Source organism: Paenibacillus sp. 19GGS1-52 (assembly GCF_022369515.1).
Lineage (GTDB): Bacteria > Bacillota > Bacilli > Paenibacillales > Paenibacillaceae > Paenibacillus_AQ.
Map to the genome: position 1 here is coordinate 2,405,942 of NZ_CP059724.1, position 26,911 is coordinate 2,432,852.

Annotated in this window: 27 protein-coding genes, 1 riboswitch and 1 other annotated feature; of the genes, 20 read left to right on the forward strand and 7 right to left on the reverse strand. The window is 44.5% G+C overall.

From position 1 onward, the window contains the following. Positions 1-43: 43 nt before the first annotated feature. The 6 genes from H1230_RS11260 to H1230_RS11285 all read right to left on the reverse strand — a co-directional run bounded on the left by H1230_RS11260 (position 44) and on the right by H1230_RS11285 (position 7,552). Positions 44-394: a hypothetical protein gene (locus H1230_RS11260; RefSeq protein WP_239715554.1), complete on the reverse strand. Its 351-nt coding sequence runs from the start codon at positions 392-394 to the stop codon at positions 44-46. A 208-nt stretch (positions 395-602) separates the two neighbouring features. Beyond that, on the reverse strand, positions 603-971 hold the full coding sequence (locus H1230_RS11265; RefSeq protein ID WP_239715555.1) for a carboxymuconolactone decarboxylase family protein: 369 nt from the start codon (positions 969-971) through the stop codon (positions 603-605). Between the two features lie 14 nt (positions 972-985). Continuing rightward, positions 986-2,623 (reverse strand): thiamine pyrophosphate-binding protein, encoded by a 1,638-nt coding sequence (locus H1230_RS11270; protein WP_239715556.1) that lies wholly within the window; start codon positions 2,621-2,623, stop codon positions 986-988. A gap of 153 nt (positions 2,624-2,776) precedes the next feature. Continuing rightward, positions 2,777-2,875: riboswitch (cyclic di-GMP riboswitch) on the reverse strand. Between the two features lie 131 nt (positions 2,876-3,006). Continuing rightward, the gene (locus tag H1230_RS11275) at positions 3,007-4,257 is read right to left on the reverse strand and encodes a methyl-accepting chemotaxis protein (RefSeq protein WP_239715557.1); all 1,251 of its coding nucleotides are present in this window, start codon (positions 4,255-4,257) and stop codon (positions 3,007-3,009) included. 212 nt (positions 4,258-4,469) lie between these two features. Then, a complete protein-coding gene (gene serA, locus H1230_RS11280) occupies positions 4,470-6,062 on the reverse strand; it encodes a phosphoglycerate dehydrogenase (protein WP_239715558.1) in 1,593 nt (530 codons plus the stop codon). Between the two features lie 249 nt (positions 6,063-6,311). Beyond that, positions 6,312-6,537 (reverse strand) — a binding site (T-box leader). 109 nt (positions 6,538-6,646) lie between these two features. Continuing rightward, positions 6,647-7,552, reverse strand: a complete 906-nt coding sequence (locus H1230_RS11285) for a hypothetical protein (RefSeq protein WP_239715559.1) — start codon at positions 7,550-7,552, stop codon at positions 6,647-6,649. 114 nt (positions 7,553-7,666) lie between these two features. Between H1230_RS11285 and H1230_RS11290 the strand changes: the two genes are divergently transcribed. The 3 genes from H1230_RS11290 to H1230_RS11300 are packed head-to-tail and all read left to right on the forward strand — an operon-like array spanning position 7,667 to position 9,485. Continuing rightward, positions 7,667-8,260, forward strand: a complete 594-nt coding sequence (locus H1230_RS11290; protein ID WP_239717259.1) for a CPBP family intramembrane glutamic endopeptidase — start codon at positions 7,667-7,669, stop codon at positions 8,258-8,260. Beyond that, the gene (locus H1230_RS11295; RefSeq protein WP_239715560.1) at positions 8,257-8,631 is read left to right on the forward strand and encodes a hypothetical protein; all 375 of its coding nucleotides are present in this window, start codon (positions 8,257-8,259) and stop codon (positions 8,629-8,631) included. Before H1230_RS11290 ends, H1230_RS11295 begins: the two co-directional genes overlap by 4 nt. 44 nt (positions 8,632-8,675) lie before the next feature. After that, complete coding sequence (locus tag H1230_RS11300) at positions 8,676-9,485, forward strand: metallophosphoesterase (RefSeq protein ID WP_239715561.1); 810 nt, start codon at positions 8,676-8,678, stop codon at positions 9,483-9,485. A 56-nt stretch (positions 9,486-9,541) separates the two neighbouring features. Here the strand turns inward: H1230_RS11300 and H1230_RS11305 are convergent, their stop codons facing one another. Further along, positions 9,542-10,468: a polysaccharide deacetylase family protein gene (locus tag H1230_RS11305; RefSeq protein ID WP_481857132.1), complete on the reverse strand. Its 927-nt coding sequence runs from the start codon at positions 10,466-10,468 to the stop codon at positions 9,542-9,544. Positions 10,469-10,553: 85 nt separating this feature from the next. Between H1230_RS11305 and H1230_RS11310 the strand changes: the two genes are divergently transcribed. The 17 genes from H1230_RS11310 to spoIVA all read left to right on the forward strand — a co-directional run bounded on the left by H1230_RS11310 (position 10,554) and on the right by spoIVA (position 26,776). After that, positions 10,554-10,934 (forward strand): hypothetical protein, encoded by a 381-nt coding sequence (locus H1230_RS11310; protein ID WP_239715562.1) that lies wholly within the window; start codon positions 10,554-10,556, stop codon positions 10,932-10,934. Positions 10,935-11,157: 223 nt separating this feature from the next. Next, on the forward strand, positions 11,158-11,772 hold the full coding sequence (locus tag H1230_RS11315; RefSeq protein ID WP_154118438.1) for a genetic competence negative regulator: 615 nt from the start codon (positions 11,158-11,160) through the stop codon (positions 11,770-11,772). A gap of 71 nt (positions 11,773-11,843) precedes the next feature. Next, positions 11,844-12,539, forward strand: a complete 696-nt coding sequence (prsW, locus tag H1230_RS11320; RefSeq protein ID WP_239715563.1) for a glutamic-type intramembrane protease PrsW — start codon at positions 11,844-11,846, stop codon at positions 12,537-12,539. Between the two features lie 301 nt (positions 12,540-12,840). Further along, on the forward strand, positions 12,841-14,199 hold the full coding sequence (gene ypeB / locus H1230_RS11325; protein WP_239715564.1) for a germination protein YpeB: 1,359 nt from the start codon (positions 12,841-12,843) through the stop codon (positions 14,197-14,199). Between the two features lie 170 nt (positions 14,200-14,369). Next, positions 14,370-15,023 (forward strand): flagellar brake protein, encoded by a 654-nt coding sequence (locus H1230_RS11330; protein ID WP_239715565.1) that lies wholly within the window; start codon positions 14,370-14,372, stop codon positions 15,021-15,023. Positions 15,024-15,362: 339 nt separating this feature from the next. Then, the gene (gene cmk / locus H1230_RS11335) at positions 15,363-16,073 is read left to right on the forward strand and encodes a (d)CMP kinase (RefSeq protein ID WP_481857133.1); all 711 of its coding nucleotides are present in this window, start codon (positions 15,363-15,365) and stop codon (positions 16,071-16,073) included. Next, positions 16,070-16,657 carry a lysophospholipid acyltransferase family protein gene (locus H1230_RS11340; protein WP_239715567.1) on the forward strand — a complete coding sequence of 196 codons (588 nt, stop codon included), beginning with the start codon at positions 16,070-16,072 and terminating at the stop codon, positions 16,655-16,657. Before cmk ends, H1230_RS11340 begins: the two co-directional genes overlap by 4 nt. A gap of 177 nt (positions 16,658-16,834) precedes the next feature. Further along, positions 16,835-18,184 carry a 30S ribosomal protein S1 gene (rpsA, locus tag H1230_RS11345; RefSeq protein WP_275591198.1) on the forward strand — a complete coding sequence of 450 codons (1,350 nt, stop codon included), beginning with the start codon at positions 16,835-16,837 and terminating at the stop codon, positions 18,182-18,184. A gap of 186 nt (positions 18,185-18,370) precedes the next feature. Beyond that, positions 18,371-19,699 carry a ribosome biogenesis GTPase Der gene (der, locus tag H1230_RS11350; protein ID WP_154118434.1) on the forward strand — a complete coding sequence of 443 codons (1,329 nt, stop codon included), beginning with the start codon at positions 18,371-18,373 and terminating at the stop codon, positions 19,697-19,699. Positions 19,700-19,711: 12 nt separating this feature from the next. Further along, positions 19,712-20,329 carry a glycerol-3-phosphate 1-O-acyltransferase PlsY gene (gene plsY, locus H1230_RS11355; protein WP_239715568.1) on the forward strand — a complete coding sequence of 206 codons (618 nt, stop codon included), beginning with the start codon at positions 19,712-19,714 and terminating at the stop codon, positions 20,327-20,329. Continuing rightward, positions 20,322-21,362 (forward strand): NAD(P)H-dependent glycerol-3-phosphate dehydrogenase, encoded by a 1,041-nt coding sequence (locus tag H1230_RS11360; protein ID WP_239715569.1) that lies wholly within the window; start codon positions 20,322-20,324, stop codon positions 21,360-21,362. Before plsY ends, H1230_RS11360 begins: the two co-directional genes overlap by 8 nt. 67 nt (positions 21,363-21,429) lie before the next feature. Continuing rightward, a complete protein-coding gene (locus tag H1230_RS11365; RefSeq protein WP_239715570.1) occupies positions 21,430-21,705 on the forward strand; it encodes a stage VI sporulation protein F in 276 nt (91 codons plus the stop codon). A gap of 318 nt (positions 21,706-22,023) precedes the next feature. Further along, positions 22,024-23,244 carry an IS110 family RNA-guided transposase gene (locus tag H1230_RS11370; protein WP_239712073.1) on the forward strand — a complete coding sequence of 407 codons (1,221 nt, stop codon included), beginning with the start codon at positions 22,024-22,026 and terminating at the stop codon, positions 23,242-23,244. 259 nt (positions 23,245-23,503) lie between these two features. After that, on the forward strand, positions 23,504-23,683 hold the full coding sequence (locus H1230_RS11375) for a DUF2768 family protein (RefSeq protein ID WP_239715571.1): 180 nt from the start codon (positions 23,504-23,506) through the stop codon (positions 23,681-23,683). Positions 23,684-23,717: 34 nt separating this feature from the next. Then, positions 23,718-24,086 carry a 2Fe-2S iron-sulfur cluster-binding protein gene (locus H1230_RS11380; RefSeq protein ID WP_239715572.1) on the forward strand — a complete coding sequence of 123 codons (369 nt, stop codon included), beginning with the start codon at positions 23,718-23,720 and terminating at the stop codon, positions 24,084-24,086. Between the two features lie 33 nt (positions 24,087-24,119). Further along, positions 24,120-24,866, forward strand: a complete 747-nt coding sequence (locus tag H1230_RS11385) for a DUF3939 domain-containing protein (RefSeq protein WP_239715573.1) — start codon at positions 24,120-24,122, stop codon at positions 24,864-24,866. Between the two features lie 431 nt (positions 24,867-25,297). After that, positions 25,298-26,776 (forward strand): stage IV sporulation protein A, encoded by a 1,479-nt coding sequence (gene spoIVA / locus H1230_RS11390; RefSeq protein ID WP_239715574.1) that lies wholly within the window; start codon positions 25,298-25,300, stop codon positions 26,774-26,776. The last annotated feature ends 135 nt before the right edge of the window (positions 26,777-26,911 follow it).

Sequence of the window (26,911 nt, forward strand, 5' to 3'; positions counted from 1 at the left end):
CCGCTGAATAAAGCTAACATTTTATGTGCAACTATTAAACTGACTAGGCTTTGACCGTAGAGATAATCTCAAGGTTCTCAAGACCAGCCTTACGTCCCAGACGAGCCAACTGCATTTTAAGGATAGGATTATTCTCAAGCGTAAGATTTACTTTTACAAAGCCATCAGCCTTAAACATTACAAAACATCCTTCAAGAAGAGGCACAACGTCAGGAGCGGTTACATTAAGTTTGCGGCAATCAATCTGTAATTCATAGTCTGCAGGGTTAATAGGGTTGATGGTTTGTTGATACGCTTGAATTGATTTTAGACCGTCTTCCTCAGAAAAAGCTCCCTCTAGCTCGATATTAATGACTTTGGCAGCTGAATCAGTTTTTAAAATGAATTTTCCCATGTGTGCACTCTCCCATTGTTTAATTACTATAAGCTTTAGTTCGACTGTGATATCACCAGCCACTATATATCCTTTAAACCGATTGGATAACGCCATTTTTCGACATTAAAATCTTAGCTTTGGGATATTTTAACTGTATTATATACATATATTTCTCATATATGCAATATAAAAGTCGAACTATGTATAAATTTGTAACTTGTGTGTTTTATTGAGCTTCTTCAAGTGTAGCCAGTAGGATATTAAAGGCACTAATAATCCTAGGAGCACCCACACAAGGAGCTAAATGTAATAAAATACCTTTGATTTGTTCAACAGTGATACCTACACGAAGAGCCATAACATAGTGAACACCTAATTGGTCATATTGACCCATAGTAATCAAAGAAGAAATCACCGCAATTTCTTTCCAATCGTTTCCGATAGTATGGCGTTGGAAGATATCACCATAGGCAGTTCCCATAATAAATTCAGCTAACTCTGGAAAATGCTCTTTAATCGGAGCCAAGGCTTTGGCTCCATAGTCACCGGATAGATTAGAGAAATGATTAAAACCACTATTAATTTTATCGCTCATAAAGGCCTCCTGAATTACATGTTTAGCACACGGTGTGCAGTGGGTGGAATTTCGTCACGATCCGTCAGCAACTCGATAACGGCAACGCGATTCAACGCAACTGCCTCATTAATAGCTGAAGAAAATTGCTCAGCAGTCTCACATTTAAAGCCTGTAGCTCCCAGAGATTCAGCAAACTTCACAACATCCATAGGAACTTCAAATACAGTTCCATCAATTCGACCTGTAGTTTTCTCCATTCCTTTTAACGCCATATCCAACTGCATATTATTTACGACAATAAAGATGACGGGGATATCTTTGCATACAGCGGTATTAATCTCTGATCCCAGCATCATAAAGCAGCCGTCACCGGTAATGCAGAAGATCGTTTCGCTAGGAGCCGCTACCTTTGCACCAATAGCCATACCGATCGCATTTCCCATACAAGCAAAATAGGCGTCAAAAACAAAACTTCCGGGTTTCTTTACTTTATACCATTTGACGGCATTGAACCCATGGCTTCCATCGTCAACAAAAACGGTATTGTTATAAGGAATCAGGTCACTCATTGTGCTAAGAACCGATGCCAAAGAGAGCTTGGACAGAGTGGGAAGTTCCTCAGTGTAAGCAAAAGGCTTAGTTTCGCGCTTAGGAAGTGTTGTCTGGTCAATTCCGTTAAGGTAGAACTCCAGATTATCGCGAACATCACCTGTAATTTGAATAGTCTTTGAAGTTAGTATTTTTCCGACAAAAGTAGGATCACAATCAAATTGGATCAATGTCTCTGGATGATTCTCTCGCTTTAGGTTACATATGGTCATATCACTTAGGCGTGAGCCCAATACGATATAAAGATCACTATGGTTCAGCAGATCATCGCCATGTGTGCAGCCACCTACACCAATAGGCCCATGATATAAAGGATGATCCCAAGGGAGAGCCCCTTTTCCGCCAGGTGACGTCACGACTGGAATATTAAAGGTTTCAGCTAATTGGATCAGCTCTTTATGAGCTCCAGACCGATTAACACCTTTACCAGCAATAATTAAAGGATTACTGGAATGGTTAATAGCAGTAATTACACGATCAAGGCTAGCATAATTTACTAGTGTTTCCCGTTCAGGAAATACGATGTTGCATTCTTCAAGCATTTCCGTCTGTACATCAAAGGGGATGCAGAGATGAACAGGTCCACGTTTGCCGCCTAGCGCGATGGCAATTGCATGATTAAAAATAGTACTGAAATGATCTCCACGTTCGATAAGCTTGCTGAATAAAGTGGCTGGCCTAAACATTTCTGCTAAATCGGCAAGATAAGAGGATGAATCCTGACATTGAGGAATTCCTAGTTCTTTAATAGATTGGTGACCGGTAATAAAAAGAACAGGAAGGTTATTAGCCTTTGCATGTGCTGCTGCAGTAAGCAGATTTGTTCCACCTGGGCCGGAGGTCCCGAATGCTATCCCGAGATTCCCGGTTTTTAGTGCGTAACCAGAGGCTTCGAAGCCGGAGCTTGATTCATGTCTCCCGGGAATAAACTCGATACCATAGTCAACCATTTTAAGAACCACAGGACAAATAGATTTACCAATAATCCCAAAAGAATGGGTTACTCCGAGGTTGCGGAGTGCCTCCGCCATGTATTCTGCAACTGTCTTCAAAACATACACCTCACAAGTATTTTATTGTAATATCTTTATCGATCTCCCGAAGTGAAAACGTTAGATCTAAAAAAAAATAAAACCTGTGCTCTGATACAGAGCACAGGTGGGTAGCATAATTCGCCATTGAGACTGCATGTTTAATTCAGTCCTTCATGATGTTTTAGCAACCTGGCAGTCATGGCCTCATCAACTGAAAAATGAGGCTGTAGATCCATGGCTTTGCGTCATTCCCTTTCGGAAATTTTGCCTTTATAAATTATTAAATTAAATAAAGAATAATTTTCCTTTACAATATATTCCTCTCTCTCTTTTGTCAATATTTTTATACAAATAAGCGTGAAATTTGACGAATACCATGATCTTTAGAGGGAAGTCTTTTGACCCATCTCCTAAAATTTGAAAATATGTATCGTTTTTTGCAGATTAAATACAGCCTGAGTCATTTTTTCGGTTTCCTCTGCTACGGATTGCAGAGCATTTATTTGTTCATTCATGGCAGCCGAGACTTCTTCAGTTCCAGCTGCAGTTTGCTGGGTAATGGCGGAAATGTTTTCGATAGCGCCTGAGATTTTGAGCGCGCTTTCTAACATGATGTCACTCTCCGAAGAAAAGGCAGCAATTTGCTCAGCGATGTATTGTACACTATGGACTATTTGCGAGAAGATATTAGCTGTCTCTGTAATCATTTCGTTCTGAACCTGCACTACGCTTTCATTGATCGCAATGTTAGCTATGGCATCTTTAATATCGTTCTCAATACTGCGCACAAGACCAAATACTTCTTTGGTTGAGGCGGTTGATTCTTCAGCTAGTTTACGTACCTCTTGGGCTACGACTGCAAAGCCACGTCCATGTTCTCCGGCACGGGCCGCTTCAATGGAGGCGTTAAGGGATAGCAGATTAGTCTGTTCAGCAATCTCAGTGATCGTTTTTGTAATCATCGTAATTCCTCGGGCATTGTGTGAAAGCGCATCGACGGTTTCTGCTACTTTTTTGGTGGCTGCGATATTTTTGCGCATGCCTTCAGCCTGAGTGTCTACCGATTGACGGCCTTTCTCAACCAATTCCAACGTATGTATTGAACGTTTATTCATCTCTTTTGTGGAGGTTGTATAGTTGGAAACTTTAGTTTCAATGTCTTTAATAGATTCTGTCATATCAGCGATGTCTACAGATATTTCATTAGCACCCAAAGCTAGTTCGTTGGAGGAGGAAGAAACCTGAGCCATAACAATCTTCAAACTCTGATTTTTATTTTCAATTCCGCGGCTCGCGTCCATGACTTGACGGGTAAGCTGTGATGCTTCAGTCAGAATTTTCTTCAATTTATCAATCATAGTATTAAAGGAGCGGCTGACATCTCCCATAGAACCATTTTCATCAGCTCTAGTAGTAAAGTCGCCCTTTGCAATGTTGTGAGTGACATTTGCAATGTCATCAAATGATGATGTAAGCGTTCTCTCAACAAAGCGTGAAAGAGGATATGTCAGACCACCAAGAACCACAATAAGAAGAATACCGACAAAAATTTTACCCATTACAATAAAAGAAATCAAAACAGGGATAGAAAATAAGGCAGCAATCAGGTAACATCCAGCAACTATTCTTTGTTTTAACGGAAGCTTGTTCATCCAATCCATTGGAAAGAAATCCCCCTTAAAAAATATTTTATATTGTAATATTATAGGGGATTAGAGTGATATCAGTCTATTGTAAGAACTGACATAAATGCTACTAAGGATGTAATTTCCCCTGAATGCCACAGATTATACACTAATGTGAAACATGGACTTCTCCTGACAAAATAAATAGGCCACTCCACACACGTTGTGTGGGTGGCCTATTACAAGTTTTATAGCAAGACTATCTCTTCAGCAGTGTTGATCTCAGGCAGGCCTGCCAGCTTCACAAGCACCTCTTGAGGAACGGCTTTGTCTACTGTCAGAAGCATAATTGCAGCACCGCCGACGATTTTACGTCCAACCTGCATGGAGGCGATGTTCACCTCATTTTGACCAAGCAACGTACCCACTAAACCGATAATTCCTGGCTTATCATTATGGGAAACGACGATTTGATGGCCTTCCGGAGCAATATCAACTGGGAACTTATTCACTTGCACAATACGTTCACCATAGCCTTGCAACAGAGTGCCGGCTACCAGGCGTTCTTCATCTTGTTCCGTTTTTAGAGTAACTGTAATTAGATTAGTGAAACCTTTAGTTTTGGATGTCTTAGTGATTACGACATTAACATCACGTGTTTTGGCCAGATGCATGGAGTTAACGATGTTGACATCTTCGGCGAAGTGACGCGAGAGCACGCCTTTCACAATATAGCGGGTCAGTGGCTGTGTATCCACATCCGATAGATCTCCGGCGTATTCAACGTTAATCTCGTGAATCGCTCCATTCGTAAGTTGAGTGACAAAACTGCCCAATTTTTCCCCAAGTTTAAAATAGGGCTGTAATTTGTTCATTACACTTGGAGCTACGGGAGGGATATTAACAGCGTTGATGAACGGTTCATTGCGCAGGATATGCAGCACTTGTTCAGAAACGTCAATGGCCACGTTCTCCTGGGCTTCAACAGTTGAAGCACCCAAATGTGGAGTTACGATGATCTTGGGATGGGACAGGAACGGATGATCAGCTTGTGGGGGCTCCTTCTCAAACACATCGAATGCCGCTCCAGCTACAATGCCGTTATCTATTGCTTCAACCAATGCCAGCTCATCGATAACCCCGCCACGTGCACAGTTGATAATGCGCATTCCTTTTTTCATTACCTCGAATTGTGGTTGGGAAATCATATGGCGAGTTTCAGGAGTTAATGGAGTATGGACAGTGATAAAATCTGCCCCACGAACAATGTCATCCACCGATGCCAGTTTTACTTCCAGCTTTTCTGCACGGTCTGCGGTCAGGAAGGGGTCGTAGGCAAGAATATTCATACCGAAGGCAATGGCGCGTTTGGCTACTTCGCTACCGATCCGGCCCATGCCGAGCACTCCCAGTGTTTTACCTTTTAATTCCACTCCGAGGAACGTTTTCTTGTCCCAAACACCACTAATTGTCTTTGCATACGCCTGAGGAATGTGACGGGCAAGAGCCATCATCATGGCAAATGCATGCTCACAAGTTGTAATTGTATTTCCGTCAGGGGCATTAATAACAACTATACCGCGCTGTGTTGCGGCTTCGAGCTTGATATTGTCAACACCTACGCCCGCCCGGCCAATAACCTTCAGGTTCTTGCCCGCTTCAATAATCTTTTCGGTTACAGTAGTTTGGCTGCGAACAAGGAGACCGTCATACTCGCCTATGATTGCAATAAGTTCGTCCTCACTAAGTCCGGTCTTCTTGTCTACCGTTACATCGCTTGCGTCCATCAATTGCTGAATGCCCAAATCACTGATTGGATCCGATACTAATACTTTAAACATGGTTTCTTGTCCTCCTTAAAGTTGGAAAGCATAATATGTTGAGGGTGCCCAAAAAGAGCAGTCCACAGTACCTGAAGTATCACGAGCTATAAATAATAAAACACAGTCAAATGGCGGAGCAACGCGGTGCTGCACAAAAGAGAAAGGGTGCAAGGGTGCCCTGAACTAGGCACTTTGGGACAAGAGTGACAACTTGTTTGAGCGTTTAAGGGAATGAAAAAAAACTCCCGACCCCATACTACTGCCGTAGTAAGGGACGAAAGTTATCGTGGTACCACCCTAATTCACTGCAACTTGTAAGAAGCAGCCTCATTGGCCTGCAAAGGCCACACTGGTAACGGAGTGATCCGATCATACCTACTCAAGGTTCAGTACAATATCTCAGGAGTGCTAAAGATGTCAGTTCGTCACCGGTTTGCACCAACCACCGGCTCTCTGAAGACTCACAGTATCTTTGTTCCATCATCGGTTTTTCATGATTAATTTTTCATAATGTAACATGGTGATGCCAGATGTGTCAATAGGTTTTAAAGCAGGTCAACTTGAAGTAGGCTACTTTTTTGGTTATGATGCACTAACTGGTCTTACTCGTAAAAAAACGGGACCTGTGGCAGTATTTCCTTGCTATAGTATTGTTCGCGCCATTTAATGAAATCTTGTTCCTGTACGGCACCGGTGGAAACAAGCAGGGACACAGAGGATTGAATGTCAGTAAGCTTCAAGGAATTGGCAACGCCAGAGTATATCATATCATCTACTTTTGCAGTAAGATCCTGTGGGTCGTAACTGGCAAAAAATTTGTGGTTCAGCATCATATCAGAAACAGCTGCATTTTTCTGTAAAAGCGGCATCTTTTTCCATTTTATAAAGGATAGTGTTTGTAGACTTCCCACTTCTGCAGGGATTTTGTTATTGTTTTTTGATCCCCATTTCAGCATGGAATCATAATAATTTGTCTGGGCAAGCAGTCCGAACTGTACTGCACTGGCTGTAAAGGAGTCTTTATTTAGCGCTTTAGCCGTTTCTGCACCTGCTGCACCTGCTGTAATTTTACTAGACGCTTGGGAGAAAAGTGTCAAACTTTTAAGGATATTCAATTGTGATTGATACAGCAGCGGAGAATTGGTGAAGAGGGAATTCTGATTCACCTTTTTATACTGCTTATCTGCCAGTATACTTAGATTCTTCAAGGTTGCTTCGTTCTCACGAGCATCAGTGCTGCGAGTAAGTTTATCAACTTCACTGTTCCAATTTCGCTTGAATTCACGGTAAGGCAAAAATACGTTATGATAGAAGGTAACAAGATCCTGCTGCTGGTATGATCCTGAGAACTCTGCTGTTTTAGTTGTATTATTCAGCTGTTCATATTTGGCTTCTGTCTTGTCTGCACCAACCTTTACTCCCGTAAAAAAGGCGGCGAAAGCGGAAATCAGAAAAAATAAAAAACCAAGCGTGTATAACATTTGAGTGCGGGAGGTACGACTGTTCATAATAAGTGCTCCTTTTTCTAGGGGGATTATCTTTATGTATTTTGCGGAAAGTCTATGGACGGACTCTCAATTCTTGAGCTGCCCGGAAAATCAATATAGAACAGGCAGGTTATGATGAAAAAATTCAAATTTGGTGAAATCAAGATAAAAAAGGTAGACCCTAAGCATTTAACAGATAAGCTTCTGCTTGTGAATCTTTACATTACACAAGGACTTACATTGATTATCGGTTTGATATGGATATTATTGCAGAAAAGAAATCCAATTCACGTATTTAATTTTCCGGAAAACTGGCATTTTGTGTTATGGGGCCTTGGTTTAGCAGCAATTATGCTAGTTGTAGATTTTTTACTGACCCATATTGTACCAGAAGATAGCATGGATGATGGAGGCATAAATGATCTTTTATTCCGCAAACGTCCTATTTGGCACATCTTTTTTATAGCGGCTATTGTGTCAGTATGTGAAGAAATATTATTCCGAGGGGCAATCCAGTATGCTTTTGGTCCTTATTGGACCAGTATATTGTTTGCCGTCATTCATGTCCGTTATTTGCGTCACTGGATCCCTACTGGCTGGGTTTTCTTAAGTAGTTATGGATTGGGATATATTTACATTCATTCGGGTACCCTTTGGGCTCCAATAGCATGCCATTTCTTGATCGATCTGTTCTCAGGTCTAGTCATTCGTTATAGGAGGGAGACATGAGCGAGGAACTCAGCCGGGTGAAATCCCGCCAGAAACAGTATAAAGGCGAACGGCCTTCTGTCAAAGCTAAAAAAAGAAATCAACCCGTAGAACCGCTACACACTCAACTGCCTAATCATGTCCAAATATCGAAAGGGACCTTATCTAGAAAAGACCGCAATTTATTATCTTCCTCGAAGGAATCGTCCGAAGGTGAGGAAACGAAAAAAAGTACGGAAACGACTCCATCCCGATCACAAACCTACACCTCTGAGCGTATAAGGCTCAGCAAAATGTTTGTCAATTCGCTGATTTTTATGTTTGTGATTTTGCTTGCATCGCTATTGTGGTGGGGAATAGAAGGAGCACCTCCCCTGAAAACATTATGGTAAGGGGCGTTCTGCTGCTCTTGGCTGCAGGAGGGCTACTAATTGGTATGGCGTTTATAGTTGCGATGGTAATGAGTGCGTTCGGAAAACGTATTATTGCCGAGGAAATATTTCTGGATTCTTTGCCACAGGCTTTTGAGGGCTTTCGAATTCTATTCATCACAGATATTCATCGCCGTCGTCTTCCGCAAGCACTATTGACCTCATTAAAGGGCCCTGTTGATGCCGTTTTCCTAGGTGGGGATATGACCGAGAAGAATAATCCATTGAACAGACTGCTTTCAAATATGGCGTTGGTTACTTCTATAGCTCCTACATATGCAGTTCATGGAAATCATGATTATAACGCGAATACCTCTGTGGTTGATAATATAATCCGCGGAAGCGGTGCAGTACTGCTGATGGATGAGAATGTTGCTATTGAACGGGCCGGCGCCCTACTTTGGCTGACGGGCGTTAATTTCTCGATGAATCGCGGGGAAACTAGCTATCCGCCGCTGCCACCATTGGCTGCAGTTGCAAATGCCTGCCGTATTATCCTTGTTCATGATCCACTTTGGCTCTCACAGCGTTCCTCCGTGCCGGCTGATCTTATTCTGGCAGGTCATACGCATGGGGGGCAGGTTGTTCTGCCCTTTTTTGGTCAGAGACATGTGGATGCTTTCTATCAGGAATATAGTGCAGGTTGGTTTACATTGCCTAAAGGGGATGAATCACAAGCCTTCGCCAAACTCCTGATCAGCCGTGGCTTTGGCACCGCACGTCTGCCACTGCGCTTTAGGAGCCCTGCTGAAATACATGTGCTGACACTTCGTACCAACAGTTCAACCCAAAAAGGGGAATTCCAGAGCCAATAATGGCTGCTGGAATTCCCCTTTTTGAAACATATGATATGACTTATGCTGTAGGCAGATCAGCGCATTTTCAGTTCAATACTACGAGGATCTACAAAGCTATAACCCTTACCTTCCAGTGTAGTTAGTAAAGTTTCCAGTCCTTCGACCGTCCATGGCAGCTCATGCATTAGAATATTACTGCCGGAATGAAGTTGACTGCTTACATTTTTAATCAGCTTATCGGTCTTGCCGGTTTCCTTTTCTTTCATTTCCCAGTCTAGAGAACCGACGGACCAGGTCATATACAGTAAGCTGTTCTCCGCGGCAACTTTTTTACCTACATCACCGCCTGCACCATGTGGAGGTCGGAAAAAGTGTGGTGCTTCGCCAATAACTTTTTTAACGATTTTCTGAACATCTTCGAGCTGTTGTTTAACCTTGGCGTATGGCTGATCTTTCAGTACAATATGGTCCCAGCTGTGATTGCCGATAATTCCGCCGCGTGAATGGATAAGCTCAAGAAGTTCAGGATGTTCTTTTACCCGATAGCCATTCACAAAGAAAATAGCTTTGGCATGATGCTTATCTAATATATCCATTAGTGGATTGATCATCGCCGCATCTTTGGGTCCATCATCGAACGTAAGCAGAATGATTTTCTTATTGGTGCCAGCTTCATTAGGGATAATGTCGTAATTCTTATTCATATGGTACAAAATCGGAATTTCAGTAGATGATGTTCCGTCTGATGCCTTATTTGTATTATTTGGAGTAGCTAAACTTCCACTATCGGACTTTTCAATCGCGGTCGGCTGAGGCGACGGACTTGCCGAAATTACTATTTTGTCAGGTGTTGATGGCGTTGCTGATGCCTGGATAGCGGCTGCCGTGGGTTGATTGTTTAACTCCTTGACTGCATTGTTGCTTTCACTGCTGTTGCTACAGGATGCCAGCAGAAAGGTGGCCGCAAGTAGTGCTGCTGTGCCTTTACCCACTTTTTTCATCTCACTTTCTTATAATTTGTTTGTATGAGTCGGAATCTTTCCGCGAACACTAGTCATGATTTTACCATACAAGGAGGTTAGAGATATGAACACTTCGTCATTTTTATGCGGAGTACTGATGGGTGCTGCTGCCAGTATGATTATGTCTAAAAAACGGCATGCCTTGCTGTCATCGCTTAGTCATTCGAGTGGTTCCATGAACGGTTCCGCAGAAAAAGCGAAAGATAAAATTTTGGGTATGGCGCTGACGGGCTTTGGCAACACTGCTGCTTCAGCAAACCATTCGCAAGGAGAAAGTAAGAATGATCCGAACAGCGGTAATACTGAACATAAGGGCGAGTCTTCAGCCAAATCTAAAGAATCCAATATGAAAATGCTGAAGGATTTTATACGCAGCAACCCCGACGTGAAACACGAAGTAGAGCAGATTCTAAAAGAGACCCATACGGCTATACCGGGTTTGTAACCATAAACGACTCCAGCAGAATCATTTTGGGGATGCGTTAGTCCACAAAATGATTCTTTTTTTAAAAAATGTATAAGTTCAGTTATAGGTTATTTTTAATATTTATTTACGTGCATTTGTGGCAGCAAAATGATAACATACATACATAGTAACCATTTTTGGCTCATTACTCGGGACTCATCATACATTATAATAAATGAGCTTGCAAAAGGAGGATCCTGTCATGAGAATAGAGCGATTAAGTCAAGATAAGATACGGATTTTCCTCACTTTTGACGACCTGAGCGAGCGGGGCATCCAGAAAGAAGACATGTGGCAGGAAGTTCCAAAGGTACACGACCTGTTTACGGAAATGATGGATCAAGCGTACAGTGAACTCGGTTTTGACGCTACCGGTCCGCTTGCTGTGGAAGTTTTCGCTTTGCCCGCGCAAGGCATGGTCGTTATAGTGACTCGGGGAAAATATGATCATCATCAGTACGGTGCATCCGGGGAAGAAGAATTGCCTGAAGAGATTTACGAAATGGAAGTTACCCTTGAACAAAGCGACTCCATTGTGTATGCATTCCGCGATTTTGAAGTTCTAGTTGAAGCGGCTCATGTGCTCATCGGTAATATTACTACCCAAGGAAAGCTGTATTCTTATAATGATAAATGGTATCTCTACTTTGATCCAAAAGAATTTGAAGAGGCTGCGTTGTCAGGTCTTGTTGCTGTTCTAGCCGAATTTGCGGATTCATCACCGGTTACTGAGTCTGTACTCGACGAATACGGAAAGACAATTATGGCAGAGAACGCTGTTCAGCTATTGTGTACTCATTTTAAGCGTCAGGAATAAGGGGCAAGGAAGGGCTGAGGAGTGGTTGTTGCTGATCAGTCCTTTTCTTTTATTTACGGGGAGGTTATTCGGTGCTTTTGTTATCGGTCATTTCGTCAGCAGTTGCGCCGGGACTTGCTCTGCTGACCTTTTTCTATCTGAAGGATAAGTATGATCAAGAGCCACTTCACATGGTCATCAAGGTATTTCTGCTGGGCTTTCTGATTGTTTTTCCCGTAATGATTATTCAGAGAGGTCTGGTGCTGGGCTTGCATGGTGGGCCTTATGTAGATTCCTTTCTCATATCCTCCGGAGTAGAAGAATGTCTGAAATGGTTTGTGCTGTATCATATGATTTATAATCATACCGAATTTGACGAGCCATATGATGGGATACTATATGCCGTAGCGATTTCGCTAGGCTTCGCAACAATAGAGAATGTAATGTACGCTTGGTATAGTCATGCCTCCGTAGCCTCCATGTTTATGAGGGCACTGCTTCCTGTTTCAGGACATGCCATGTTTGGAGTAATTATGGGCTATCATATGGGGAGAGCCAAATTTTCCAAGGGAGCCAAGACGAAGGGAATTTTGCTGATCTCATTACTGTTGCCCTTAATGTGGCATGGGATATACGACTTTATTCTGAGTACAACAGCCAATTACTGGATCTGGTTTATTGTACCTTTAATGGCCTTTTTGTGGTACGGAGGCATGGGTAAAGTGGCACGCGCGAATAGCCGTTCTCCTTTCCGCTTCCTGAAGCGTGAGGAAGAGGTTAAGCTATAATAAAGATGGACACACTTATTTCTGAAGGGTAGTTCCGTAAGCGAGGAATTCCAGGGAGGAGCGAGGTGTCTTTTTTTTGCGTGTTAAAGTACGTATTGTTTGCAAGCAGTGCGGTGAGAGCTACATATTAAGAGGCAGTAAGGAGCAAGGGATCATTGAAACAGGTTTTAAACAATGTTTGTGCAGCAATAACACCGGTTTCGAGATTGAAGAGCGGGTATGATTGCAAATGGGTGTATAAGACTTCACAGTTATTGTCAAACTAACGGCAATCAGCTACCGAAAGGAGTCTTGTACCCCTATGTACAAAAGATTAAGTGCTGTAATGTTTCCGCTCACTGCGTTGCTGCTGTTGGGAGCGCTAGTATGGGGATATCAGGAGAATCAGGAGAAAAATTCAATTCTAATTAAGGCGGAGAACCAATACCAGCGTGCCTTTCATGATCTTTCCTATCACGTGGAACGACTTCATGGAGAACTTGGTAACACGTTGGCTGTTAACACTACCTCAAACGGGATGCACCGGAAGGGTCTAGTCAATGTGTGGCGGTTGACCAGTGAGGCACAGAATGAGATTAATCAACTGCCACTCACCCTGCTGCCATTTAGTAAGACGGAAGAATTTCTCTCCAAAATCTCAAACTTTTCCTACAAAGCAGCGGTCCGCGATTTTACCAAGAAACCGCTCACTGAAGCCGAATTGGGGAATTTGAAAGCACTGTATACGAATTCAGGAGAAATTTCCAAGGATCTGCAAGAAGTACAGAACAAAGTCATCAGCAATCGGTTGCGTTGGATGGATGTCGAAACGGCTCTAGCGACGGAAAACAAAGCGGAGGACAATACGATTATTGATGGCTTCAAGACAGTCGATAAACGAGTGTCAGCATACCCAGAGCTAGATTGGGGACCTTCTGTAGCCAGTATCTATGATAAGCGTTCAGTCAAAAAGCTGGGGGGCACTCCGGTAACCGCGGAAGACATCAAACGCAAGGCAATTAAATTTGCCGGTTTAGGTTCCAATGCCAAAGTAGATGTTAAGGAGAATGGAAAAGGCACAGAATGGACCTCTTTTACAGCTACAGTCAAAGCTTCGAATAATAAGAAGTCAATCAGTATGGATTTTACAACTAAAGGCGGATTGCTGATTTCTTACAACGATAATCGTGAAGTGGGTCCAGCCAAAATATCCATGAAAAATGCTGTCAGCAAATCAGAACAGTTTCTAAAGCAAAAGGGCTTTCCAAACATGACAGCAGTGAGTGCTGACCGATACGACAATATGGGCAATTTAACCTTCGTTACAAGCCATGATGGTGTATTGATCTATCCGGAGAAATTGACGGTTCGCGTGGGGTTGGATACCGGTGAGGCTACCGGATTTCAAGCCAGTGATTATGTTAATGAGCATCAGGTGAAGAGGATCATTCCTAAGCCGAAACTTTCCCTGGCAGAAGCCAGGAAAATGCTGAATCCAGATTTCAAGGAGTTATATAACCGGCTGGCCTGGATTGAGAATGAAGATTCTGTCGAGCTGCTGACCTATGAGTTTGGCGGCAAAATCAATGGATCGCAGTATCGGATTTATCTAAATTCAGCCGATGGAAACGAAGAATCCGTAGAAGAAATCAGAACTTCATCAGGGGCTCAGGATAAATAAAATCTCAAACTTCAGTTGAGGTTTTCAGAATAGTGCAGGGCACATCCGCTAAACCGGCTGCTGCCCTTTTTTGTTGTTTGAGCAACTAATAATATTTCTCACCCGGGTTATAAACCGCCATGCTATAATCATCATTAGACATATTACTAACTCATGTGGCGGTGACACGTTTGTATCCGAAAATCAACGATTATTTATACATTCAGGTAGCTTCCAGTGATGCTGCTGAAGCTGAAATTGAATATAAATCGAGAATTGCAGAGACGGAAGATGAAGCATTCCTGATCGAAATTCCGATGCAGGAGGGCAATGGGCGGCTTAAAAAGCTGTTTATAGGGGACGAGCTTTCCATTTATTTTATTACAGAGGGTGGAGTTAAAAATTTTTTTAATACGCATGTAGTTGGGTTTAGAGAAGATGTAATCCGTATGGTCAAGGTGCGAAAGCCAAATGAGGATTCTATTTTCAAGATCCAGAGACGAAGCTTCTTTCGTGTAAGTGCTGAGCTTGAGCTTGCGGTGAAGGATCACAACGGCAGCCGTTTTCTAGTGCGAACAGATGATATAGGAGGTGGGGGAACCTCATTTCTCAGCGATACCAAAGTGAAGCTAGACCTAGGCGGTAAACTGTTCTGCTGGCTGCTGGTGACCTATCGGAACGGAAGTTTAGAGCATGTGTATTTTGAAGGTGAAATTGTCCGGATCAAGAAATTGGAGAATGGGCGAAATTTGGCGATGCTGAAATTTGCTGCTATTTCGGATACAGAACGCCAAAAAATTATCCGCTATTGCTTCGAGCGACAGTTCGATTTTCGCAACCGGTAATGTTTTTTTGCATATCTTACAGTCTATGCGATTTTGCACTGACGTACAAACTGTGGTATAATTTTATAAGTCGCAGGCAATGCCTGCTTTTTTCTTGATAATATTAGTAAGCATAACAAACTTGAGTGTGCCTCCTGATATTGCATGAACAAACTACCGCATTTATGCGGTCAGACTCCCTTGAGATACGTCGATAGGCGTTTTTCTTAAAATATTAGTAAGTATACATGTTTCGCCATACTTTGCTAATATTTTCACGAGAAATGGACGCCGTCCTTATAAAAGGACGAGTTAAGCCGTTTCTTCTTTATGAAAGAGTGTTTGAGGAGGAATGCCCCGTTGGATAGGCAGGGTACACATACTTACGACAAAATTAACGTCGCCATCGACGGACCTGCCGGGGCAGGCAAGAGCACTGTAGCCCGATTGGTAGCACAGAAGTTGTCTTATATTTATGTCGATACGGGAGCTATGTACCGGGCTATAACCTGGTATATGATCCGTGAGGACATAGCACCGGAAAATCATGATATAGTGGACCAAATGGTACGCGATATGGTGATTGAGTTAATTCCGGAGAAAGATGTGCAGAAGGTGCTAATTAATGGGGAAGACGTAACCCCGCATATTCGCAGCCATAAGGTCAGCGGTCTAGTATCGCAGTATTCGAAGATCGAGGGTGTAAGATCCAGACTTAGTCATTTGCAACGCCAGATGGCGCTACGCAAAGGCGTTGTAATGGACGGCCGCGATATCGGTACGACCGTGCTGCCGGATGCCGAAGTGAAGATATTCATGACGGCAAGCGTGGAGGAGCGGGCTCTCCGCCGTTTTAACGAAATGAGTGATGCGGAACAAGTGACGCTGCAGCAGCTTGAACAAGATATTGCTCGGCGGGACCGTCTTGATGAAGGACGGGAGATTTCACCGTTGCGCCGTGCAGAGGATGCCATCCTTCTTGACACGACATTAATGGATATCGATCAAGTTGTAGAAGCCATTGTATCCCAATGTAGATCTCATGTTGACGGGGAGAGAAATCATTTATGATTTATGTAATTTGCCGAGGATTGCTGCGCTTGATTTATGCTATTATCTTCCCTCTTAAGATCGTGGGGAAAGAGAATATGCCCAAAGAAGGCGGAGTATTGCTCTGCGCCAACCACATCAGCCTGCTTGATCCCATTACTATTGGAATTAAGCTGGATCGTCAGGTGAAGTATATGGCCAAAGCGGAACTTTTTAAGATTCCTGTGCTTGGCTGGATCATCAAGAAGGTGGGAGCTTTTCCTGTAAAGCGTGGTGGCGTAAGCAAGGAATCCATTAAAACGGCCCTTAAAACACTTCGTGGCGGTAATGTCATGGGCATCTTTCCGGAAGGAACACGTAATTCTGATGCTGGCGTTGCCAAGAAGGGCGCAGCAAGTTTTGCCCTGCGAAGTGGTGCAGCTGTAGTGCCTGCTGCTATTGTGGGTCATTATAAGCTCTTTCGTCGAATGACTGTAATTTATGGGGCTCCCATTGATCTCAGTTCATTCGACGGAGCGGGAAGCGACTCTCTGGAGGCTGTAACCGATGTGATTATGGGACGCATCCACGAGATGGTAAAGACCGGCAAGCCGAGTGCTAATTAAGGTTTGAACGTAAACGCAAATGCTACTGTGACTTTGAACTAAATAACGGCATAGCCGCTATTTTTTGGAACATACTATCTTATGGTTTAAGTGGTATTCTAAAAAGTGATGAATGTTTTGAACTCTGCTCTACGCGGGTTTAAATAAATGGGGTTTTGAATCGAGGAGGGTAATCACATGTCTGAAGAAATTAGAAATCAGGAAGCTGCGGATAACGTTGAAAATAACGAAACCGTAGAAGCGACGGAAACTGTGGAATCCGCTGTGACAGAAGAAAGCAACGGAGCTGTAGAAGAAGTTGTTGCAGGTAACGAAGAAGAGATTACTAATCAAGAGGACTTGGAAATCATGACTCTGAAAAAAGGCGATACCGTGAAAGGAATAATCGTCAAAATCGAAGATAACCAAGCTTACGTAAGCATTGGATATAAATACGACGGCGTAATTCCGATTCGCGAATTGTCTTCCGTTCAATTGGACAATGCTGCTGCAGCGGTAGAAGTTGGACAAGAAGTAGAATGTAAAGTGGTTAGCATCAACGACAATAAGGAAAGCCTTGTACTTTCCAAACGTGCTGTTGACAGCGAAAAATCATGGGAAGACCTTGAGAAGTATTTTGCTTCCCAAGAAGCTTTCGAAGTTACTGTGGCTGACGTTGTTAAAGGCGGCCTCGTAGCTGATGTTGGCGCGCGCGGATTTATTCCCGCTTCCATGGTTGAACGTCACTTTGTAGAAGATTTCAGCGATTACAAAGGCCGTACATTGCGTGTTAAGGTGAAAGAACTCGACCGTGAGAACAGTAAAGTAATTCTTTCTGCTAAAGAAGTACTTGAAGAGGAGTTCGAAGCCAACAAGCTGAAGATTATGGCTGAATTAACTGAAGGCCAAATCATTGAAGGTACTGTACAACGTCTAACCCAATTCGGCGCATTTGTTGATGTTGGCGGAGTTGATGGTCTAGTGCATGTATCTGAAATTGCTTGGAACCACGTTGAGAAACCTTCTGATGTTGTATCCGAAGGCGATGTAGTACGCGTCAAAGTACTTAAGGTAGATCCTGAAAAGGGAAAAATCAGCCTTAGTATCAAAGCTGCTGCTCCTGGTCCTTGGGATTCGGCTGCTGGCCAAATCAACATCGGCGATGTAGTAACAGGTGAAGTTAAACGTCTTGTGAACTTCGGAGCGTTCGTAGAACTGCTTCCTGGCGTAGAAGGTCTGGTTCATATTTCCCAAATCTCCCACAAGCACATCGGCACTCCACATGAAGTGTTGAAAGAAGGACAAGAAGTACAAGTGAAAGTCTTGGACTTCAATCCATCTGAAAAACGCGTTAGCCTGAGCATCAAAGAAACTGAAGAAGCTCCAGCTCCTTCAGCTAGACCTGAACGCAGCAACAACAGCAGCAGAGACAGAGGACCTAAAGAAGTCCTTAACAATCCGAATGTTTCGCTTAGCAACGAAGGCCTTAGCTTTACACTTGCTGAACGTTTCGGAGATAAGCTCGATAAATTTAAGGGTAACAACTAATCCCTTAAAGCATACCGGGTAAAGTAATCGGCGAACCCTCGATACGGGGGTTCGCCGATTGTGTTTTTACAGTATGAATAAAGTATAGGTTTCATTTATCTGCTTATAATGGCTAATTATATGCGTTAGCCAATTATATTGTTTTTTGCTATGATGATTAACGTAAGGAAGACAGGAGGAATGGATATGGCAAGACCCGTTGTGGCAATTGTTGGGAGGCCTAACGTCGGAAAATCGACTATTTTCAATCGGCTAATCGGCGAAAGAATGGCCATTGTAGAGGATAAGCCGGGAATTACACGTGACCGGATATATGGTATTTCAGACTGGAACGGCAAGTCTTTCAGTGTAATTGATACTGGAGGTATTGAAATTGACGGTGAAGACGCTATTCTTAAATCGATCCGAGCTCAGGCAGAATTGGCGATTGAAGAAGCAGATGTCATCGTATTTATGTGCGACGCGAAGAGTGGACTGACGAATGCAGATGAAGAAGTGGCACAGATGCTGTTCCGTTCAGGTAAGCCGATCGTGCTTGCTATTAATAAAGTGGATAATATGAAACGTTCAGATGATATTTATGAGTTCTACAGCCTTGGTTTTGGCGAACCATTTGGTATTTCCGGAAGCCATGGCACTGGACTTGGCGATATGCTGGATGCAGTTGTCGAGCGTCTGCCAGAGAAAGAGGATATTGAATATGATGATGATATTATTCGTGTGGCTTTAATCGGCCGTCCGAATGTAGGTAAATCGTCACTTGTGAACGCCATTTTGGGGGAAGAACGAGTAATCGTTAGTGAAATTGCTGGCACTACGCGCGATGCAATTGATACTCCTTTTGAACGGGATGGTCAACGTTATGTCCTTATCGATACTGCGGGTATGCGCAAAAAAGGAAAAGTATATGAAAATGTTGAAAAATACAGTGTTATGCGGGCTATGCGGGCGATTGAACGCGCCGATGTAGTGCTAGTGCTTATTAATGGCGAAGAAGGCATTATCGACCAGGACAAGCATATTGCCGGTTACGCGCATGAGGCGGGCAAGGCGTCTATTTTTGTTGTTAATAAATGGGATGCCATTCTTGAAAAAGATGATAAGACGATGCAGAATTTTGAAACTAAGATTCGTGATCACTTCTTGTTCATGAGTTACGCACCGATTGTCTTTTTGTCGGCTCTAACGAAACAACGCCTGCAAAAGCTGCTCCCGGTTGTACAGCACGTTTCTCAGCAGCATGCTCTGCGGATTACCACTCATTTGGTTAATGACGTTGTGTCCGATGCAATCGCCATCAATCCTCCACCTACAGATAAGGGACGGCGCTTGCGTATTAACTATGTAACACAGGTTGCGACTAAACCACCAACCATTGTGGTATTCGTTAACGATCCATCGCTGATGCATTTCTCCTATGAACGTTATTTGGAGAACAAAATCCGCGCAGCATTTAATTTTGAAGGAACGCCGATCCGACTCTTTACGCGGCGTAAATCCGAAAACGAAAGTTAGGGGAGAAGAAGTGTGGCGCTTGAACTTCTGGTTATCGTTGCAAGCTATTTGCTAGGCTCTATCAGCTTCAGTGTGTTGTTTGCCAAGTTTCTGAAAGGAATTGATATCCGTCAGTACGGAAGCGGCAATGCAGGAGCTACCAATACACTGCGGGTTCTGGGAAAAGGACCCGCAATCATGGTGCTGGTTCTGGATGTATTGAAGGGAGTCGTGGCTATTTGGCTTGGAACGTGGGTCGGCGGCTGGGGAACATGGGTTGCCGCTTTATGCGGAATCGCCGCTATTATGGGTCATAATTGGCCGCTTTACTTTCATTTTCGCGGCGGTAAAGGCATCGCTACTACGATCGGCGTGTTGACCACGCTATGCTTATGGCCTGCGCTGCTTGCTGGTGTCATCGCCATTCTGGCTATTTTCGTAACCCGTTATGTATCGCTAGGCTCGCTTATTTTTGTTGCGTTGACACCGATCTTCTTGCTAGTGATCGGTTTTACGCAGCCGGTACTCTGGACCAGCATCATTATCGCGGCTTTTGCCTTCTGGAGGCACCGGACTAACATCATGAAGATCGTCGAGGGTCGTGAGAACAAGATTGGCTCCAAAGTTAAAGGGGGGAATCGCGTTGTCTGATAAAGTCACCGTGCTGGTCGCGGGAAGCTGGGGAACAGCGCTGGCCAGTGTGCTGGCTGCTAACCACTCGGAAGTTTATCTGTGGACACGCAACTCGAATCAGGCTGCCGAGATCAATGCAACACACACCAATAATCAATATTTGCCAGGGATTACTCTACCCGCCAACATTATTGGCACCACCGATATGGAGGCGGCTGTCTCAGGTTCCAAAGCTGTAGTGATTGTAGCCCCTTCTTCCGCCATGCGACAGGTAGCACGCAGCCTGAAGCCATTCTGGAAGAAAGATATGTTATGTGTCCACGCCACGAAGGGCTTTGAGACTGAGAGCATGAAACGGATGTCAACGGTAATATCAGAGGAGCTCGGCTGTACAGAAGCACAGGTGGTTGTACTCTCCGGGCCTAGTCATGCTGAGGAGGTAGTACGCCTGTGTCCAACAACAGTTGTGGTGGCCTCGCCTGAAGATAAACTTGCCGCTGCAGCGCAGGAATTGTTCATCAATAATGATTTCCGTGTCTATACGAACCGTGATCAGGTTGGTGTTGAGCTGGCTGGAGCACTCAAGAATATAATCGCTCTCGGCGCAGGTCTTTCTGACGGCCTCGGCTACGGAGACAATGCCAAAGCGGCGTTACTTACGCGTGGATTGGCTGAGATATCTCGGGTTGGCGTTGAACTGGGCGCAAACCCACTGACCTTCTCAGGACTTGCAGGGATTGGTGACCTTGTGGTAACAGCGACCAGCAAGCACAGCCGTAATTGGCGTGCAGGCTCCATGCTTGGACAAGGTAAACCGTTGCCAGAGGTACTGGAATCTATGGGGATGGTTGTAGAAGGGATTCGCACGACTGAAGCGGCCTATGCCATCTCGGTTAAGTTAGGCGTCCAGATGCCGATAACGGATCAAATCTATCATGTACTCTTTAAAGGTCGAACTCCAAGAAATGCGGTAGAAGCCCTGATGGGCCGTGACCGAAAGACTGAGATGGAGTCCATCTCCCAGGAAACATGGGAGCAGTGGCATTCCTGATCACGTTCACCTTTTACCGGAAATTCTCATATGTTGTTATTGGGGATTGACGGAGGAGGGATGAATAGTGAGCAGAGATTTTTCCAAGGATGCATTGAACGCCATTAATAAAAAGGCGGGCAAGAACATTTCGGAAGGTGCCATCAAAAAGCTGGCCAGTACAGTTAAGCCAGGTACCACGCAGAATGAAGCCCAGCTCCGCCAGTTAATCAAGCAGGTGTCATCAATGGCGAAAGTGCCAGTCAGTGAAGCTACAGTGCAGGAGATTATCAATGCCGTCAAAAAAGGCGGCGCGAGTTCAGGCACAATGGAGTCTTTAATGAAAATGATGCTAAAAAAATAGTTTATTTCTTGCTGAGCAAAGAGCAAAGGAGCTGGGGTCGCACAGATTCCAGCTCTTTTGCTCTTTTTTTAAAATATAAGACACCCATGCCGCTGCGCGGCATCACTGAGGAATGAAAATATTGTCTATACTGGTTACTGGGCTGGCGAAGGTAGGTCGGAAATTCTTGGTGTCACGAACCCGCATATAAGACGGACCCCAACGACCCGGTGCATCACAGATTGTTGCTCCCTACGGGGAAGCACGCAGGGCAGAATAACCTTAGCATTGGTCTTTGCACCAGCCTTAATTACCGCCAGCAGGCAGGAGACGCAAACCGTGGAAATACTCATTGAACGTTGCTGTGGATTGGATGTGCACAAGAAGAGTATCACAGCATGTATCATCACCTCGAAAGGAAAGGAGATTCGGAGTTTTGAAACATTGACTCGTCGGCTGATTGATCTGGTAGATTGGATCAAAAGCGAACGGTGCACCCATGTCGCGATGGAGAGTACCGGAGATTACTGGAAACCCATTTATAATCTGCTAGAAATGGAAGACCTTGAGCCACTGGTCGTAAACGCCCAGCATATCAAAGCCGTGCCAGGACGCAAAACGGACGTGAAAGATGCAGAATGGATAGCGAAATTACTCCGGCATGGGTTGGTGCAAGGCAGCTACATTCCGAATCGGGATCAACGAGAACTTCGGGAAATTATCCGTTATCGCCGAAGTATCATTGAAGAACGCACGCGTGAAGTGAACCGGCTGCAAAAGGTACTAGAAGGCGGCAATATCAAACTTTCGTCGGTAGCGTCTAATGTGCTAGGCGTGTCTGGACGAAACATGCTGGAAGCGATGATTCAAGGAGAAAGTGATCCGTCCATCCTGGCTGACTTTGCGCAAAAGAAGTTAAAGGCCAAGAAAGAGCAATTGAAACTTGCACTGGAGGGAAGCCTAGGTCCCCATCAATTATTAATGCTGGAAAAACAGTTGTCGCATATCGACCAATTGAATGAGTTAATCACGGAACTGGATGAAGAGATCGAGCGCCGAATGAGCCCTTTTGCTGAGGATCTGAAGTTGTTGGATACCATCCCCGGTGTCGGTAAGCGAACCGCTGAGCAAATTCTGGCGGAAATTGGGACAGACATGACACGGTTTCCTAGTGCAGGACATTTATGTTCCTGGGCAGGGATGACTCCAGGTCACGATGAAAGTGCGGGGAAGAAGAGATCCGCCAAAACCCGAAAAGGGAACAAAAAACTACGAAGTGCACTCGTAGAATCAGCGCGAGCCGCAGGACGAAAAAAGAACACCTACCTGTCGGCGCAATATCACCGAATCGCAGGCAGGCGAGGGAAAAACAGAGCGGCCGTGGCCGTTGGACACAGCATTTTAGCGATTGTATACATCTTGTTAACGCGAAGACAAGAATATAAGGAACTAGGATTTGACTACTTCGACCAACGAAACCACGATATGGTAATGAACCGTTCTATTAAACGTTTGGAATCCTTGGGATACCAAGTGAATCTGAGTGAGCAAACGGCCTGACGGCCGAAATTAAAAAAACAAAACATGGGGTTTGTTTTCGTATGCGTAATTTTAGTGTTCTAGAGCAATTTTATTTTCAGGGCAGAATTTATATTTTTCACGCATTAATTTATCCTTATATTTCTCGAAGAAACGGGTGCCGTCCATATAAAGGACGGCAAAGCCGTTTCATCTTGTTGAAATGCAAGAGAGAAAATTAGTCAAAATTCATGATATAATAAGCCTAATAAATTGCAACCGAATGGGGGAGCACAAGGCTATGGATCCGATGACAAAAATGTGGTTGTCCCTGATCGCGATACTGATTATGGGACTGTCTGTTTTTTTGATTACTTTTGCACGTAGCAAGACTAAGGGTTGGCTCAGAGGGGTATTGTCCCTAGTTGCTTTTATTATTATGTTAATCGGGTTGCTAGGCGGAGTGGCTTCAATCATGTAAGCCATTACAACATATGCAGAAAGGATGCCACATCATGAAACCGCAAAAGGGACTAACTGTTGTATTTCAGCCGGGGGGCCGTAAAGCTGTGGTCAATCACGGGGTATCACTGCTGGAGGCGGCCCGCAAGGCAGGTGTAACGATAACCACTCGCTGCGGCGGCAAGGCCGGCTGCCTCATGTGCAAGGTAACGATCACGAAGGATGAAGCAGCCGGATTAAGACCAGCGGGTGATATTGAGCGGCGCAAGCTCGGAAGTGCTTTGGAGCAGGGCGTGCGTCTGGCCTGCCAGGCCGCCGTGTGGAACGATGTAACTGTTCAGGTGCCCGAAGACCCACTTAAGGCTGCAGTACGCCGTAAGCTTGAAGCAGCACGCCGTGGAGAAGATGACGAGCTGTGGTAGGGTGTGGGATCTAACAGAGGGGAGACCGTTTAAGTGATTTATTTGAGGTATGGAAATAGGGTCCGAGCCATGACCGGGACACTGATAGGGTTGCTGTTGTTAAGCATAACTCTCTCCGGTTGCCTGTATCCGGGAGAGCAGAAGCAATCGGCTGTTAATTACCGCGAAAGCGTGAAACGAATACAGGCTGCTGTCGATGATTATCAGCAGGAGGAGGGGCTCTTGCCGATTCTGAATGCGGATGAAGAAACACCTAGTTACGAGAAATTTCGTATCGATCTGGATAAGCTCAATAAAAAAGGTTATCTGGATGAACTGCCTGCAACCGCTTTCGAGAAGGGGGGCAGCGCTTATTTTCTTATTTTGGACGAAGAAACTAATCCAGTCGTAAAGGTAATGGATCTGGTCACGTTCCAGAAGGTTAATGATGTTCAGCGTCAGATTAACCGATATAAATCAGCTCACGGAGGGAATCTGCCTGCAGCAAAAGAGTTATACCCCGGCCTCTACACCATCGACGCAGACAAGGCGGGAACGGGCTCCATTACTCTAACCAGTGTCTATTCTGGCCAACCGCTTGAGTTCATCATGGATAAAGCTGGTATAGTATACGTTGATTATATTTTTGATATTATGACGGTTGTCAATAAAAATGAAAACGAACAGGATATGAGTAAGGATCTGCGGCTATTATTGGTGCATTCTTCTTACTTTGTGCCGGTCAAATCATTGCCTTATTTGTGGGTTAACGGCCAGCCCGTTCCGCAGCCGCAAGACTAGTATGAGTAGTTTTATTTGCCCATTTCCCTAAGAGAAATCTTCCTCAAATTAACACGAGGAGGATTTTTTTTACGCTCAAACTCTGAAGTTCTAATGCGGATTCTATCTGCATATGTTTGATGAGAAAGCTTCCGGGCGTCAGGCCATCACAGGGTATGCAGGTTGTCTTTGTGAAATTACAATTCAAACTTGCGCGAATGCAGGTCATAAATTCGTACCGGATACATATGATGATACTAGTCCAAATGCATGTCCGAGCATTCGGAGTTTAGCGCGGGGCGGTGTGTTCCGTTTGAAAGCAGCTAACACTCCTTAGCGGACATACGATAAGTCCGGTTTCTGTCCTGCAAGGGTCATGATTACCGGCGGAACGCGAAGTCGATGCTCTTCAGGCATTTTTTCTTCGGAGTAATATGAGGAGGGGATCTCTTTTGGAAAAAGTGGATATTTTCAAGGACATTGCCGAGCGTACCGGCGGAGACATTTATCTTGGCGTCGTCGGCGCGGTTCGCACGGGAAAATCGACATTCATCAAGCGATTCATGGAAACGATTGTATTGCCTAACATCACGAGTGAGTCCGACCGGGTACGGGCAATTGATGAGCTTCCGCAAAGCGCAGCAGGCAAAACGATTATGACAACAGAGCCTAAATTCGTCCCGAACAACGCCGTTCAAATTAAGGTTGCGGAAGGGCTGGAGGTCAATGTAAGACTGGTTGATTGTGTCGGTTATGCTGTTGAAGGAGCTAAAGGTTACGAGGATGAAAACGGTCCACGTATGATTTCTACGCCGTGGTTTGAGGAGCCAATACCTTTCCAGGAAGCGGCGGAAATTGGCACGCGGAAAGTCATTCAGGAGCATTCCACACTGGGTGTAGTGGTAACTACTGATGGTACAATTGCTGAAATCCCACGCGGCTCTTATGTGGACTCTGAAGAGCGTGTTATTGCAGAACTGAAGGAGGTTGGCAAGCCGTTTGTACTTGTCATTAACTCCACCCGGCCACGCAGTGAGGAAGCGCAGCAGCTTCGAAGTGAACTTGCACTCAAATACGATATTCCGGTCATGACGCTTAGCGCGGCAAGTATGACAGAGGATGATGTAACAGGTGTACTTCGCGAAGTGTTATACGAATTTCCAGTGCATGAGGTTAATGTGAATCTGCCGAGCTGGGTCATGGTGCTGGGCGAGAACCATTGGCTGCGCAGCAGCTATGAGAACTCTGTCCGCGACACCGTCAAAGACATCCGTCGCCTGCGTGATGTTGACCGGCTTGTGTCCCAGTTCACTGAATACGATTTTATTGATAGGGCTGGCCTTAGTGGGATGAATATGGGTCAAGGGGTAGCCGAAATTGATCTGTATGCACCAGAAGAATTGTATGATCAGGTTCTGATGGAAGTAGTAGGAGTTGAGATCCGCGGCAAGGATCATCTGCTGCAACTAATGCAGGAATTCTCACATGCGAAAAGGGAATATGACCGCTTCTCGGAGGCACTGGAAATGGTCAAGACTACAGGCTACGGAATTGCAGCTCCTTCACTCGCCGAAATGGCGCTTGATGAGCCTGAACTGATCCGTCAGGGATCACGCTTCGGGGTTCGCTTAAAGGCTACTGCACCATCCATTCATATGATTCGTGTGGATGTAGAATCGGAATTCTCACCGATTATTGGCACAGAGAAACAGAGCGAAGAGCTGGTGCGTTATTTGATGCAGGATTTCGAGAATGACCCGATCAAGATTTGGGAATCGGATATTTTTGGACGCTCACTGCATTCTATTGTGCGCGAGGGCATTCAGGGCAAGATTGCCATGATGCCAGATAACGCCCGCTACAAGCTGCAAGAAACACTGGGCCGCATCATCAATGAGGGCTCAGGCGGATTGATTGCTATTATTTTATAAGCTGAATAATGAAATAGGTAGATTGCGAAGAGCGGAAGAGATTCCGCTCTTTTTTTCTTGAATTAGGTTATAATTGTGATTGTGGGTCTATTAAATCAGGTGATTCTGCCAGCAAAGGTGCTACTTTCTACTCCT

Coding starts and splice junctions, on each gene's coding strand:
- H1230_RS11260 (WP_239715554.1), bottom strand. CDS start 394: ATGGGAAAATTCATTTTAAAAACTGATTCAGCTGCCAAAGTCATTAAT.
- H1230_RS11265 (WP_239715555.1), bottom strand. CDS start 971: ATGAGCGATAAAATTAATAGTGGTTTTAATCATTTCTCTAATCTATCC.
- H1230_RS11275 (WP_239715557.1), bottom strand. CDS start 4,257: ATGGATTGGATGAACAAGCTTCCGTTAAAACAAAGAATAGTTGCTGGA.
- serA (WP_239715558.1), bottom strand. CDS start 6,062: ATGTTTAAAGTATTAGTATCGGATCCAATCAGTGATTTGGGCATTCAG.
- H1230_RS11285 (WP_239715559.1), bottom strand. CDS start 7,552: ATGAACAGTCGTACCTCCCGCACTCAAATGTTATACACGCTTGGTTTT.
- H1230_RS11290 (WP_239717259.1), top strand. CDS start 7,667: ATGAAAAAATTCAAATTTGGTGAAATCAAGATAAAAAAGGTAGACCCT.
- H1230_RS11295 (WP_239715560.1), top strand. CDS start 8,257: ATGAGCGAGGAACTCAGCCGGGTGAAATCCCGCCAGAAACAGTATAAA.
- H1230_RS11300 (WP_239715561.1), top strand. CDS start 8,676: ATGGCGTTTATAGTTGCGATGGTAATGAGTGCGTTCGGAAAACGTATT.
- H1230_RS11305 (WP_481857132.1), bottom strand. CDS start 10,468: ATGAAAAAAGTGGGTAAAGGCACAGCAGCACTACTTGCGGCCACCTTT.
- H1230_RS11310 (WP_239715562.1), top strand. CDS start 10,554: ATGAACACTTCGTCATTTTTATGCGGAGTACTGATGGGTGCTGCTGCC.
- H1230_RS11315 (WP_154118438.1), top strand. CDS start 11,158: ATGAGAATAGAGCGATTAAGTCAAGATAAGATACGGATTTTCCTCACT.
- ypeB (WP_239715564.1), top strand. CDS start 12,841: ATGTACAAAAGATTAAGTGCTGTAATGTTTCCGCTCACTGCGTTGCTG.
- H1230_RS11340 (WP_239715567.1), top strand. CDS start 16,070: ATGATTTATGTAATTTGCCGAGGATTGCTGCGCTTGATTTATGCTATT.
- rpsA (WP_275591198.1), top strand. CDS start 16,835: ATGTCTGAAGAAATTAGAAATCAGGAAGCTGCGGATAACGTTGAAAAT.
- der (WP_154118434.1), top strand. CDS start 18,371: ATGGCAAGACCCGTTGTGGCAATTGTTGGGAGGCCTAACGTCGGAAAA.
- H1230_RS11375 (WP_239715571.1), top strand. CDS start 23,504: ATGGATCCGATGACAAAAATGTGGTTGTCCCTGATCGCGATACTGATT.
- H1230_RS11380 (WP_239715572.1), top strand. CDS start 23,718: ATGAAACCGCAAAAGGGACTAACTGTTGTATTTCAGCCGGGGGGCCGT.